The sequence below is a fragment of the Labrys methylaminiphilus subsp. lupini genome (assembly GCF_051161885.1).
In the GTDB taxonomy this organism is placed as follows: domain Bacteria; phylum Pseudomonadota; class Alphaproteobacteria; order Rhizobiales; family Labraceae; genus Labrys.
Map to the genome: position 1 here is coordinate 1,087,925 of NZ_JBMDIH010000001.1, position 12,363 is coordinate 1,100,287.

At 62.4% G+C, this 12,363-nt stretch carries 13 protein-coding genes; 8 read left to right on the forward strand and 5 right to left on the reverse strand.

Going from position 1 to position 12,363, the window contains the following annotated elements:
- Nucleotides 1–62 precede the first annotated feature (62 nt).
- Complete coding sequence (locus ACN6KF_RS05045) at nt 63–266, reverse strand: DUF2065 domain-containing protein (protein WP_434955782.1); 204 nt, start codon at nt 264–266, stop codon at nt 63–65.
- 168 nt (nt 267–434) lie between these two features.
- Here ACN6KF_RS05045 and ACN6KF_RS05050 point away from each other — a divergent pair, with 168 nt between their 5' ends.
- Complete coding sequence (locus ACN6KF_RS05050) at nt 435–599, forward strand: hypothetical protein (protein ID WP_434955783.1); 165 nt, start codon at nt 435–437, stop codon at nt 597–599.
- A gap of 61 nt (nt 600–660) precedes the next feature.
- Here ACN6KF_RS05050 and hflC read toward each other — a convergent pair whose 3' ends face one another.
- From hflC to miaA, 3 genes are all read right to left on the reverse strand, one after another.
- Entirely contained in the window at nt 661–1,581 is a 921-nt protein-coding gene (hflC, locus tag ACN6KF_RS05055) for a protease modulator HflC (protein ID WP_434955784.1), read from the reverse strand.
- Nucleotides 1,578–2,708, reverse strand: a complete 1,131-nt coding sequence (gene hflK / locus ACN6KF_RS05060; RefSeq protein ID WP_434955785.1) for an FtsH protease activity modulator HflK — start codon at nt 2,706–2,708, stop codon at nt 1,578–1,580. The genes hflC and hflK overlap by 4 nt, the downstream gene beginning before the upstream one ends.
- A 271-nt stretch (nt 2,709–2,979) precedes the next feature.
- Nucleotides 2,980–3,912 carry a tRNA (adenosine(37)-N6)-dimethylallyltransferase MiaA gene (gene miaA / locus ACN6KF_RS05065; protein WP_434955786.1) on the reverse strand — a complete coding sequence of 311 codons (933 nt, stop codon included), beginning with the start codon at nt 3,910–3,912 and terminating at the stop codon, nt 2,980–2,982.
- A 17-nt stretch (nt 3,913–3,929) separates the two neighbouring features.
- Here miaA and serB point away from each other — a divergent pair, with 17 nt between their 5' ends.
- From serB to ACN6KF_RS05085, 4 genes are all read left to right on the forward strand, one after another.
- Nucleotides 3,930–4,820, forward strand: a complete 891-nt coding sequence (serB, locus tag ACN6KF_RS05070) for a phosphoserine phosphatase SerB (RefSeq protein WP_434955787.1) — start codon at nt 3,930–3,932, stop codon at nt 4,818–4,820.
- 51 nt (nt 4,821–4,871) lie between these two features.
- Nucleotides 4,872–5,420 carry a DUF4256 domain-containing protein gene (locus tag ACN6KF_RS05075; protein ID WP_434955788.1) on the forward strand — a complete coding sequence of 183 codons (549 nt, stop codon included), beginning with the start codon at nt 4,872–4,874 and terminating at the stop codon, nt 5,418–5,420.
- A 180-nt stretch (nt 5,421–5,600) separates the two neighbouring features.
- Nucleotides 5,601–6,554, forward strand: coding sequence for a thymidylate synthase (locus ACN6KF_RS05080; protein ID WP_434955789.1), 954 nt, complete (start codon nt 5,601–5,603; stop codon nt 6,552–6,554).
- A gap of 7 nt (nt 6,555–6,561) precedes the next feature.
- Entirely contained in the window at nt 6,562–7,074 is a 513-nt protein-coding gene (locus ACN6KF_RS05085) for a dihydrofolate reductase (RefSeq protein ID WP_434955790.1), read from the forward strand.
- Between the two features lie 186 nt (nt 7,075–7,260).
- Here ACN6KF_RS05085 and ACN6KF_RS05090 read toward each other — a convergent pair whose 3' ends face one another.
- Nucleotides 7,261–8,328 (reverse strand): DUF1963 domain-containing protein, encoded by a 1,068-nt coding sequence (locus tag ACN6KF_RS05090; RefSeq protein ID WP_434955791.1) that lies wholly within the window; start codon nt 8,326–8,328, stop codon nt 7,261–7,263.
- A gap of 393 nt (nt 8,329–8,721) precedes the next feature.
- On the opposite strand from ACN6KF_RS05090, the gene ACN6KF_RS05095 reads away from it, so the two are divergent.
- From ACN6KF_RS05095 to ilvC, 3 genes are all read left to right on the forward strand, one after another.
- Nucleotides 8,722–10,485, forward strand: a complete 1,764-nt coding sequence (locus tag ACN6KF_RS05095) for an acetolactate synthase 3 large subunit (RefSeq protein WP_434955792.1) — start codon at nt 8,722–8,724, stop codon at nt 10,483–10,485.
- 129 nt (nt 10,486–10,614) lie between these two features.
- Nucleotides 10,615–11,151, forward strand: coding sequence for an acetolactate synthase small subunit (gene ilvN, locus ACN6KF_RS05100; protein WP_434955793.1), 537 nt, complete (start codon nt 10,615–10,617; stop codon nt 11,149–11,151).
- Nucleotides 11,152–11,300: 149 nt separating this feature from the next.
- Nucleotides 11,301–12,320, forward strand: a complete 1,020-nt coding sequence (ilvC, locus tag ACN6KF_RS05105) for a ketol-acid reductoisomerase (RefSeq protein ID WP_434955794.1) — start codon at nt 11,301–11,303, stop codon at nt 12,318–12,320.
- Nucleotides 12,321–12,363 lie beyond the last annotated feature (43 nt).

Here is a 12,363-nt window from a genome sequence, read left to right on the forward strand (position 1 = left end):
GGGGCTTGTCAGTTTCGTCTGCAACAGGAAGCGGCGGTGCGGCCCAACACCGGGCCGACACGTCACATGCCCCTTACAACCCAGATTATGATGATACCGATGATGGCGGAAATGAAGCCGGCGAGGCGAAGCTGTGCGTTGGGGGAGTTGGCGACCGAGACCATCATGCGCCGTACCGGCTCGGGAAAGGCCAGAAAGAACAACCCTTCGATCGCAAAGGCCAGTCCGAGCGCCGTGATGAAATCACCGAAAGAGAAACTATTCATCCGCCCCACACATTATATGAACCTCACCCGAACCTTCCGACGGCTCGCGATCCTAAGCAGGTTCCTCCTGATCGAGCCACGGGCGCGATCAGGAGGAACCTGCAAGATATCAACATTTGCGTAGTTCCCTGGCGAGGCCCATCCGCGGACCTCGCTAGGAAACTACGCTTGAGCAAAACGCGTTCATACCTGAACGCTTGTTTGCTCCAGTTCCTTGTTTCCAAGCCAATCCAACGGATTGGCCAGAGCGTTTTTGCGATTCTTGCTGAACTCGTCAAATCGCAAAACGCTTTTGGCAAGGGCGCCGACGGAATGTTCGCGGCGGTCCTATGAAAACGCCGGCCGCAACGAGGCGGCCGGCGCAATGGAGCTTTATCTAGGGCCGACGTCAAGCCTATTGCGCCGGAGCAGCCTGAGCAGTCGGGGCCGCAGGCGCCGGTGTTCCTGCTGGGGCAGCCGGTGAGCGAAGATAACGGAAGTAATCCCAGTCCGGGCTGATGAAGACCTGCGTGTTGTCAGGCTTCATCGCATCGACGTAGTTACGCATCGACAGGTAAAACTGGAAGAATTCCGGGTCCTTGTTGTAGGCGTCTGCCAGGACCTTGATGCGGCTCGAGTCGGCCTGGCCGGTTGTCTCCGAGGCCTTGCCGCGTGCTTCACCGAGGATCTTGGCGACCTGCCTGTCGGCGTCGGAACGGATAATCTGCGCCTGTTGCGTACCCTGCGAGCGAATCTGCTGGGCCTCCGTCTGGCGCTGCGACTGCATGCGCTTGTAGACGGCCTCCGAGTTGGCCTGCGGCAGATCGGCGCCGCGGATGCGTACGTCGACCACCTCGATGCCGAGGCCGGCGGCTTCGCGATTGACCTCGGCGCGGATCTTTTCCATCAGTCCGGCGCGCTGGTCACGCACGACGGCAGCGAAGGTCGACTGGCCGAGAATTCGGCGAACCGCCGAGGACAGGATCGAGGAAAGCTGCAGTTCCACGCCCTTTTCCGTACGCGAGGTCTGGAAGAAGCGCAGCGGATCCGAGATACGGTAGCGGGCGAAGGCGTCGACCTTCAGGCGCTTCTGGTCGCTGGCGATGACTTCCTGCGGCTGGCTGTCGAGGTCGAGCACTTGCTTGTTGATGTACTCGACATTCTCGATGAAGGGCCATTTCCAGTAGAGACCGGGCTGGGTCTTCGCCGGCTGCGCCTCGCCGAAGCGCAGTGGCAGGGCGTAGTCGCGCGGCGTCACCGTGTAGGCCGACAGATAGGCCAGGACCAGGACGGCACCGGTCGTGATCAAGGCAATGGTTCCAAGCGGGGATTTCATTGCGCCGCTCCCTGCTGGGGTTGCGCCGAGCCGGCCGGCCGCTTCAGCACACGGTCGAGTGGCAGATAGGGTACGATACCCTGGCCCTGCGTCTTGCTGTCCAAGATCACCTTGTTCGTATCGGTGAGGATGGCTGTCATGGCTTCCAGATACATGCGCTCGCGGGTGACCACGGGGGCCTTCTGATAGGCGCTGAAGACTTCGTTGAAACGGGACGCCTCACCGGCAGCTTCGGCGACGGTGCGCGCACGATAGGCCTCGGCCGCCTGGGTGATACGGGCGGCTTCACCGCCAGCTTCCGGGATCACCTTGTTGGCATAGACCTGCGACTGGTTGATGGTGTTTTCCTGGTCGGCACGAGCGGCCTGCACGTCGCGGAAGGCGTCGATCACCTGGGGCGGCGGATCGACATTCTGCAACTGCACGAGGCGGACCATGACGCCGGCCCCGTAGCTGTCGAGAGCCCGCTGCATTTCACCCTGCACCTGCTGTTCGATCGCCTGGCGATCGCCCGTCAGGATCGGCGTGATGTTGCGCTGGCCGACGGCCTCGCGCATGGCGCTCTCCGCCACGGCTCGGATCGTTCCCCTCGGATTGGCCAGATTGAAGGCAAACTTGTCCGCCGCCGACGGGTTGATCTGCCACTGCACCGTGAAGCCGATATTGACGAGATTCTCGTCACCGGTCAGCATTTCATTGGCGCTGTCGCTGTCGCCGCGCGTGCCGATATTGATGGTCTCGACATTGGTGACAGTGAGCTTTTCGACCGCACCGATCGGGTAGGGCACGTTGTAGCGCAGGCCCGGCGGGCTCAGCGTCTTGTAGCTGCCGAAGACGAGATTGAGGCCGACCTCGTTGGGCTGCACGCGATAGAAGCCGGTGAGCAGCCACAGGCCGATCAGCGCCACGGCGCCGATTGCGATGTTGCGCGGCGTGAAACCGCCGCCACCCTGGAGATTCTTGAGGCCGTCCTTGCTGCGGCGAAGCCAATCTTCGAGATCCGGGGGCTGGGAACCGCCGGATGGACCGCCACCCCAGGGGCCACCGCCCCCCGGTCGCCCGCCGCCGTTGTTGCCGCCGCCGCTACCCCAGGGGCCACCACCGCCGCTCTGGTTACTCCAAGGCATGTCTTGGTCCTTTGATTGTTCGCCTGCCTGAAGCAGGACGAAAGCCCATTCCAAAGAACGGAATAAGCTGGAGAGAAGCTGCATATAGGAATGCAACCCCCCCGATCAATCCGAAACCATGTTTGAAAACAAGCCTCTAAATCCACCAAACCCTATTGGGATGAAGCTGTCTTCGCATGGCAAAGCTGCAGAAATTCATATGCAGCCCCTTGAAATTCCTATGTAAACCCGACGCTGGACTGCGATTGCCGGCCATCGTGATGATCACGTGTTAAATTTCGTTCATCAGCGCGGCTGAGGCAATTGCAAGTGCCTGATCAGGCTCGACGAAGCGCCACCCCGGCATCTGGTGGCGGAACCAGGTGAACTGGCGCTTGGCGTAATGGCGCGTATCGGCCTTGGCGCCCGCAATGGCCTCTTCGAGCCCGATTTCGCCGGCGAGGTAGCGGCAGAGCCCAGGCACGCCATGGGCCCGCATGACGGGCAGGGCAGGATCGAGCCCCCGCTGCGAGAGTGCGCGAACCTCCTCGATGGCGCCTTGCCCGACCATCAGGTCGAAGCGCCGATCGATCCTGGCATAGAGTTCGGCGCGCTCGGGGCTGAGAAAGAGGCGCAGGCATTTGTCGGCATCGAGCAGAGGCGGCGAATGCGGTTCGCTCTGCCATTGCGACAGGGAGCGGCCGGTCGCCTCGAAAATTTCGAGGGCACGGATTAGGCGCTGGCGATCGCTGGGCCGCAGACGATTCGCCATGGCCGGATCCTTCTGGTTCAGCCAGGCGTGCAGGGCCCCGGTCTCCATGCCTTCGGCCTTGCCGCGTATCGCGTCGCGGACGCTGTCGGGAACGGCCGGCATCTCGGCGAGCCCTCTTTCCAGGGCCTTGAAGTAGAGGCCGGTGCCGCCGATCACGATGGGCAGGCGTTCCTGCCGCCGGACACTGTCCAAGGCGGCGGCCGCGTCATCGCGCCAGCGTCCCACCGAATAATTGATGGCTCCGTCGACATGACCATAGAGCAAATGGGGCGCGCGCGCCGTCTCGCTCGCATCAGGTCGGGCACTGAGCACGGCGAGATCGCGGTAGACCTGCATGGAATCGGCGTTGATGATGCTGCCGCCGAAGCGTTCGGCGAGCGCCAGGGCCAAAGCTGACTTGCCGCTCGCCGTCGGACCTGCGAGAAGCACCGCGTCATATTGAATGGCTGTCACTCCGGATACCTGCCCTCATGTCCCTTGTCGCCACGCTGATCTCCCATCCGGACCGTCCCGCCCTTGACGCAGCTACCCTGTCGCACGCGGCGCAGTCGCTGGCCTCCCCCGGAGCTCCCGTCGTCCTGGCACCCGGCGTGGCAGTAGACATAACCTGCACGGCCGATGCACCGATCGTCGAGATCGAGGATCGTTTGCGCGAGGCCCTGGCAGGCAGCGCGGTGGATCTGGTGGTGCAGGAAGCCGAGGGGCGGCGCAAGCATCTTTTCCTCGCCGACATGGACTCCACCATGATCGGCCAGGAGTGCATCGACGAATTGGCCGATTTCGTCGGCGCCAAAGCGGTGGTGGCCGAGATCACCGAGCGTGCCATGCGTGGCGAGATCGCCTTCGAACCGGCTCTGCGCGAGCGTGTGGCTCTGCTGAAGGGACTGCCGGAGAGCATCGCCGACGAGGTCATCCGGGAACGCCTGACCCTGACCTCGGGCGGACCGGAACTGGTGCGCACCATGCGGGCGAACGGGGCCTATACGGCGCTCGTCTCGGGTGGCTTCACCTTGTTCACCGCCAAGATCGGGGCAATGGTCGGCTTCGACGAGCATCAGTCCAACCTTCTCGTGGTGAGGGATGGCCGCCTTACCGGTGAGGTGGCCGAGCCGATTCTCGGCAAGGAAGCCAAGCGCGCCAATCTCGATCGCTTGCGGCAGGCGAGGGGGCTGGCGGCCTCCGATACGATGGCGGTCGGCGATGGCGCCAATGATCTTGCCATGCTGGGCGAAGCCGGTCTCGGCGTGGCTTATCGTGCCAAGCCCGCGGTCGCCGCGGCGGCTCGGATGCGGGTGGAGCATGGCGACCTGACGGCGCTGCTCTATGCGCAGGGATATCGCAACCAGGATTTCGTGCGCTAGACATTGGGCGCCCGGACGGGGCCACGTCCACCAACGGGAAGCGGGAGCTGCATGATGATCAACGACGGCAATCAGGACTTGCTGGACGTGCTGAAAGCCCGCTTCGAAGCCAATATGAAACGCCACAAGGGCCTCGACTGGGCCAAGGTGCGGGCACGTCTGGAGGCCGATCCCAAGAAATTGCACGCCCTTGGCGAGATGGAGCGCACAGGAGGCGAACCGGACGTAATCGGCCACGATTCGGGGACCGGCGAATACGTCTTCTACGACTGCTCACCCGAAACGCCCAAAGGCCGCAGAAGTCTTTGCTTTGACCGGCAGGCGCTCGATGAAAGGAAGGAGCACAAGCCGGAGGGCAGCGCGGTCGACATGGCCGCCGCCATCGGCATCGAGCTCCTGACGGAAGAACAATATCGTGCGCTACAGGAACTGGGTGCGTTCGACCTGAAAACCTCGAGCTGGGTGAAGACGCCGCCCGAGATCAGGAAAAAGGGCGGAGCCCTGTTTTGCGATCGCCGCTATGACCATGTTTTCTTGTACCACAACGGGGCATCTTCCTATTATGCCGTGCGGGGGTTTCGAGGCGTGCTCAAGGTGTAATCCGAAGATCGGCCAGATGTCGGGCTAAAGCGACCGTCGGCGTTCGTACATAGTTTAGCAGGAAATCCGCGCTAGCCTTTCAAGAGCCGCCATCTCGACATGGCCGCGCAGACTGAAAGATTGCGTGCACAATTCTCTCAGGGGGGTCGCGGAATCGGACGCCGCGGCTAAGATCAGGCCATGCTCGACCGCACCCACAAGCCGCACCCTGAACAGGGCTATCTTGACCTCCTCGACCGCGTCTGGCGCGAGGGCACGCCGCGGGTCGACCGCACCGGCGTCGGCACACGCGCGCTGTTCGGCCAGAGCCTGCGCATCGATCTGTCCGATGGCACGCTGCCCTTGCTCACCACCAAGCGGGTGTCCTGGAAGACGATCGTGCGCGAGTTGCTGTGGTTCCTCGATGGCGGCACCAATATCCGGCCGCTGCTGCAGAACAAGGTGACGATCTGGACTGATTGGCCGCTCGCCAAATATCGCCAGGCAACCGGCGAGGCGATCAGCCAAGAAGATTTCGAGGCGCGGATCGTCGCGGACGAGGCTTTCGCGGAGCGCTGGGGCGATCTCGGGCCCGTCTACGGTGCGCAATGGCGCCATTGGCCGCTTTTCGTGCCGACCGACGTGCCGGGCGAGGAGGGGCTCTATCGCAGGGATCCCAAGGGGATCGACCAGATCGCGCGGCTGGTGCACGACATCCGCAACAATCCGACGTCGCGACGCCTGATCTTCACCGGCTGGAACGTGGCGGAACTCGACGGCATGGCCCTGCCGCCCTGCCACACAACCTATCAATATTTCGTCGCCGATGGCCGGCTGTCCGGCCTGCTGCACCAGCGCTCCTGCGACGTCGGCCTCGGCGTGCCCTACAACCTCGTCACGGCCTCGCTGTTGATCCACATGCTGGCCCAGCAATGCGACCTGGAGCCCGGCGAGTTCGTCTGGTTCGGCGGCGACGTGCATGTCTATCAGAACCATGGCGATCTCGTCGCCCAGCAATTGAGCCGCACGCCGATGCCCTGGCCGAAGCTGCGCTTTGCCCGCAAGCCTGCCTCGATCCTCGATTACAAGTTCGAGGATTTCATCGTGGAAGGCTATGAAGCCCATCCGGCGATCTCCGCGCCGATCGCGGTATGATCGGGGCATGATGGCTATTCCCGTCATCATGGTTGCCGCCATGGCCCGCAATCGCGTCATCGGCGTCGATAATGGGCTGCCGTGGCACATGCGCTCGGATCTCAAGCAGTTCAGGGCCGCCACCATGGGCAAGCCCTTGATCATGGGCCGCAAGACCTACCAGTCGATCGGACGACCGCTGCCGGGGCGTCGCACCATCGTGGTGACACGCGATCCCGCTTTTCAGGCAGAGGGGGTAGAAGTGGCCGCCAGCCTGGAAGCGGCACTCGAGCGCGGGCAGCAGGTCGCAGCCGAGATGAAGGCCGACGAGGTCGTCATTGCGGGCGGGGCCGCGATCTATGCCCAGGCCCTGCCGAAGGCGAGCCGCCTGCTGCTGACGGAACTGGACCTGGAAGCGCAGGGCGACGCTGTCTTTCCCGCCCTGCCGGTCGGGGAGTGGCGGGAGGTATCGCGCACTCCTCATCCCCAAGGGGAGGGGGACGATGCCCGTTTCGAGGTCGTGGCCTTGGAGCGCATTTGAGCCTGCGATGTCGTCGCCGACTTGAATTAAGGTCATTGTCCGGAAATAACTGAAGCACCACCTTTGTCATGCCCGAGCATCCAGGGGCATCCTCTTCGAGGTCTGGAGGGAGGGACCGGATTGCCCGGGCAAGTTCGGCAACGACAAAGGTCGAGCCAATTCGTTTCGTTTATTGACGGATGAATCCTAAGTCTGCTGATAGACGGCAATCACCTCATCGAAGTGGCGCTGTTCGAGATCCTTCCTGCGCATGAGGAAGTAGACGGTGCCTTCGCCCCAGGTGCCACCGCTCCAATCGGCGAGGTCGAGTTGGAGTAGCAGCATCCAATCATGGGCTGCGGTCATGACGGCGGCGCGTTCTTTCTTCCATTCGTCCGACGACAAGTGCTGTTTGCCGAATTGCGAGACCACGACGGCATCGTAGCGAGGATCGTCCTGCTCGGGCTGGGGGCTGCCGAGAAGCTGCTGGCGGTGCCAGCGTCCCGCGGGCTTGAGCTTGCCACCGGCGGTGAGCGCTTCACCATAGGCGTCCTCGAAGCTCTGCCCGTTCTTGCCGCTTTGTGTTCCATTAGACGCCGAATAGGCGGCATAAAGTTTGGCCGATGCCTCCATCTCGATGGCGCTGGGGTCGGGCAGGCTCAGCCCCGCACGCAGCGTCATGGCGCGTTCGGGCGCGTCGTAGTTGCTACCTTCCGGCTGCGATGGTTCGGGCAGCTTGTATTTGACCCGATTTTCGGCGGCGTCGCGGCGCGCCTTCTCCGCTGCTTGCACCAGGTCTTCGGGCATGGCCAGCGTGGCGAGCTTGTCGTTCGGTGCACGATCCCAGATCACCTTGGCCGGTCGCCTGCCGGTTTCCCAAGGCCCGACGGCAAGATCGTAGAAGAACAACAGGCGCCCGTCCGCTGGAAGCGGCGAGGCAACGCTGCCGAGCTTGGCGGCGTCCGCGAGATCGATCTGGGCGATGAAAGTGTAAGGAAGGCCCTGAGCCAGGTGTCGGCGCATCTCCGCACCCGCTTCCGCATTGCCGCGTTTGGCGATTTCCTCTGGATCGGCCGGCGCCGGCGGGCGGGGCCAGGCTGTGCCGGCCGGCAGGTCCGGCCTGCCGCCGAATTTGGTATCGCCAAGCACGATGCGTTTGCCGGGCGCTATCTCGAATACGAGGCTCGGCACCAGGGCCTCGACCAGCATTTCCACGCGCGGCGTGTCGAAATAGGCCTGCAGCGCCAGTCTGGCGTCGGAGGGGCTGTCGAACATCGTGACTTTCTTTTCATCGAGCCTCTCCCGAGTGCGCCAATGTCGAGGCGGGAGAAGGCAGGTTGCGGTCCTGGAAGATGACGGTTGCCAGATGTTGCGCAACAATTGGCAGTTTCTGCAAATCAGCGCTTGACCGCCTGTTTTTCAACCCTTACAACCCCGTAACTTTCGCAAAAAGGAGCGCTCCGTTGCGCAACATTCTTATCGTAGGTTTGGCGTTGTCGGTGGAGCGGGTATAGCCCGAATCTCCTTCGATGACGCACATGGGCCCCTTGAGGGCCTTTTTTATTGTCCGAAATCTCAGAGAACGATACTCGAAGTCCGAAAAGCCCGAGAAACCCGGAAGATAACCCAGGAAACTTGGAAGCAATTCGGAAGCCAAGGAAAAAGGCAATGTCGACGAAGCAAATGACCGGCGCGGAAATGGTGGTGCAAGCCATGATCGACCAGGGTGTGGACACCTTGTTCGGCTATCCGGGCGGTGCTGTCCTGCCGATCTATGATGCAATCTTCCAGCAGGAGCAGCTTCGTCACATTCTCGTCCGGCACGAGCAGGCGGCCGTCCATGCTGCCGAGGGCTATGCGCGTTCCACCGGCAAGGTGGGTTGCGTGCTGGTGACCTCGGGTCCGGGCGCCACCAATGCCGTGACTGGGCTGACCGACGCCTTGATGGATTCGATCCCGCTGGTGTGTATCACCGGCCAGGTGCCGACCCATCTGATCGGTTCGGATGCCTTCCAGGAGGCCGATACTGTCGGCATCACCCGCCACTGCACCAAACACAATTACCTGGTGAAGCGCATCGAGGACCTGCCGCGCATCCTGCACGAGGCCTTCCTGATCGCCGCGTCGGGTCGCCCGGGGCCGGTGCTGATCGACATTCCCAAGGACATCCAGTTCAAGGCCGGCGAATATTTCAAGCCGACCGACAACATCCACAAGACCTATCGCCCCCGGCTGGAAGGCGATCAGGACAAGATCAAGGCGGCGGTGGCGATGATCGCCGGCGCCAAGAAGCCGGTGTTCTACACAGGCGGCGGCGTGATCAATGCCGGTCCGCGCGCGACGGCGCTACTGCGTGAATTCGCCAAGCTCACCGGCTATCCGGTGACCTCGACCCTGATGGGCCTGGGGGCTTTCCCGGCGGCGGATCCGCAATGGCTCGGCATGCTGGGGATGCACGGCACCTACGAGGCCAATCTGGCCATGCATGATTGCGACGTGCTGATCAATATCGGTGCCCGCTTCGACGACCGCATCACCGGCCGTATCGATGCGTTTTCGCCGCATAGCCGCAAGATCCACGTGGATATCGATCCCTCTTCGATCAACAAGAACGTCAAGGTCGATATCGGCATCGTCGGCGACTGCGCGCATGTGCTCGATCAGATGCTGGCGGCCTGGCGCGAGCTGAAACCCGATGTCGACAAGGCGGCACACAAGAGCTGGTGGGAAGAGATCGCGGGATGGCGCGCGCGCAAGTCGCTCTCCTATCGCAACTCAGAAGAGACGATCAAGCCGCAATACGCGATCGAACGCCTCTATCAGCTCACCAAGGAGCGCGACGTCTACGTCACCACGGAAGTGGGTCAGCACCAGATGTGGGCGGCCCAGCATTTCCACTTCCAGGATCCGAATCGCTGGATGACCTCGGGCGGTCTGGGCACCATGGGTTATGGCTTCCCGGCGGCGATCGGTGCGCAGCTCGCGCATCCGGAGGCACTGGTCATAGACATTGCCGGCGAAGCCTCCATCCAGATGATGCTGCAGGAGATGTCGACAGCGGTGCAGTATCGCCTGCCGGTGAAGATCTTCATCCTCAACAATGAATATATGGGCATGGTGCGCCAGTGGCAGGAATTGCTGCATGGCGGCCGCTATTCGGAAAGCTACTCGGCCGCCTTGCCCGATTTTGTCAAGCTGGCGGAGGCCTATGGCGGGGTCGGCATCCGCTGCACCAAGCCTGAAGATCTCGATGCGGCGATCATGCAGATGATCGACACCCCGCATCCTGTGATCTTCGACTGCCATGTCGACAAGTCCGAGAACTGCTTCCCGATGATCCCCTCGGGCAAGGCACATAACGAAATGATCCTGGGCGACGCGGCCGTCGACATCGGCAGCGTGATCGACGCCAAGGGCAAGCAGCTGGTGTGATCGCGCACGCACTTGCGTGCGCTGGGGGGCGCGGGCGTCTCGCCCGCTCTTCCTCTCCTGCATCCTCACTGTTTCCAAGATGCGGACGAGATGTCCGCGCACCCGGGAACGCGCTATGTGGAATATCAAATGACCGGATCTGCCTACTTCATGGCCTCGACGGCCGAGACCATCGTGACCCACACCCTCGTGGTGGAGGTCGACAACGAGCCGGGTGTTCTTGCTCGCGTCGTCGGCCTGTTCTCGGGCCGTGGCTACAACATCGAAAGCCTCACCGTGTCCGAGACGGAGCATGCCGAGCATGTCTCGCGCATCACGGTGGTGACGACCGGCACGGCCAACGTGATCGAGCAGATCAAGGCGCAGCTTGACCGCCTGGTACCCGTGCACAAGGTCGTCGACCTCACCTTGACCGGCAAGGCGCTGGAGCGGGAGCTCATGCTGATCAAGGTCCGCGGCAAGGGGGAAGCGCGCAGCGAGGCCCTGCGCATTGCCGATGCCTTCAGGGCCCGGGTGATCGACGCCACCGTCGAGAGCTTCGTGTTCGAACTGACCGGCAAGGGCGAGAAGCTCGACCAGTTCATCGAGCTGATGCGCCCGATCGGCCTCGTCGAGGTCTCGCGTACCGGCATCGCGGCGATCGCCCGCGGCCCAGAGCCTCTCTAGACCATTCTTTCCATGCGCGTAGCAGGCGTTGGGCGAAAGAAATGGAGCCCAACGCGCTTTTTCTCATCACAAACATTGCTTCAATTCCGATGTCGGGCTATTCGCCCGCATCATTTCCCTCATCATGAACTGTCTGAAGGACAAGGACCATGCGCGTTTACTATGATCGCGACGCCGATCTGAACCTGATCAAGACCAAGAAGGTTGTGATCGTCGGCTACGGTTCGCAGGGCCGTGCTCATGCGATGAACCTCAAGGATTCGGGCGCCAAGGAGATCGCGATCGCGCTGCGCCCGGGCTCGACCACCGCCAAGAAGGTGGAAGCCGACGGCCTCAAGGTCATGACCGTGCCGGAAGCCGCCAAGTGGGGCGACCTGTTGATGATGGCGACGCCCGACGAACTGCAGGCCGACATCTATCGCGACGAGATCGCCCCCCACATCCGGGACGGTGCGGCCATCGCCTTCGCCCACGGCCTCAACGTGCATTTCGGCCTGATCGAGCCGAAGAAGACCGTCGACGTCATCATGATCGCACCGAAGGGGCCCGGCCATACCGTGCGCGGCGAATACCAGAAGGGCGGCGGCGTGCCCTGCCTGATCGCTATCCATCAGGATGCCTCGGGCAATGCCCATGATATCGCTTTGTCCTACGCCTGCGGCGTCGGCGGCGGCCGTTCGGGCGTGATCGAGACCAACTTCAAGGAAGAATGCGAAACCGACCTGTTCGGCGAGCAGGTTGTGCTCTGCGGCGGCCTGGTCGAGCTGATCCGTGCCGGCTTCGAGACGCTGGTGGAAGCCGGTTACGCGCCCGAAATGGCCTATTTCGAGTGCCTGCACGAAGTGAAGCTGATCGTCGACCTCATCTATGAGGGCGGCATCGCCAACATGAACTACTCGATCTCGAATACGGCCGAGTGGGGTGAGTATGTCTCCGGTCCGCGTATCATCACCGATGAGACCAAGGCCGAGATGAAGCGCGTGCTCAAGGACATCCAGACCGGCAAGTTCACGTCCGACTGGATGCAGGAATACCGTGCCGGTGCTTCGCGCTTCAAGGGTATCCGCCGCCTGAACGATTCCCACCAGATCGAAGCCGTCGGCGAAAAGCTGCGCGGCATGATGCCCTGGATCGGCAAGAACAAGCTGGTCGACAAGGCCCGCAACTAAAATCTCGGAGATATTCTTTTCCGAATCTTGAAGTGTAATACCG

Coding starts and splice junctions, on each gene's coding strand:
- ACN6KF_RS05080 (WP_434955789.1), top strand. CDS start 5,601: ATGCTCGACCGCACCCACAAGCCGCACCCTGAACAGGGCTATCTTGAC.
- ilvN (WP_434955793.1), top strand. CDS start 10,615: ATGACCGGATCTGCCTACTTCATGGCCTCGACGGCCGAGACCATCGTG.
- ACN6KF_RS05090 (WP_434955791.1), bottom strand. CDS start 8,328: ATGTTCGACAGCCCCTCCGACGCCAGACTGGCGCTGCAGGCCTATTTC.
- ACN6KF_RS05095 (WP_434955792.1), top strand. CDS start 8,722: ATGTCGACGAAGCAAATGACCGGCGCGGAAATGGTGGTGCAAGCCATG.
- ACN6KF_RS05075 (WP_434955788.1), top strand. CDS start 4,872: ATGATGATCAACGACGGCAATCAGGACTTGCTGGACGTGCTGAAAGCC.
- hflK (WP_434955785.1), bottom strand. CDS start 2,708: ATGCCTTGGAGTAACCAGAGCGGCGGTGGTGGCCCCTGGGGTAGCGGC.
- ACN6KF_RS05045 (WP_434955782.1), bottom strand. CDS start 266: ATGAATAGTTTCTCTTTCGGTGATTTCATCACGGCGCTCGGACTGGCC.
- serB (WP_434955787.1), top strand. CDS start 3,930: ATGTCCCTTGTCGCCACGCTGATCTCCCATCCGGACCGTCCCGCCCTT.
- ACN6KF_RS05085 (WP_434955790.1), top strand. CDS start 6,562: ATGATGGCTATTCCCGTCATCATGGTTGCCGCCATGGCCCGCAATCGC.
- hflC (WP_434955784.1), bottom strand. CDS start 1,581: ATGAAATCCCCGCTTGGAACCATTGCCTTGATCACGACCGGTGCCGTC.
- ilvC (WP_434955794.1), top strand. CDS start 11,301: ATGCGCGTTTACTATGATCGCGACGCCGATCTGAACCTGATCAAGACC.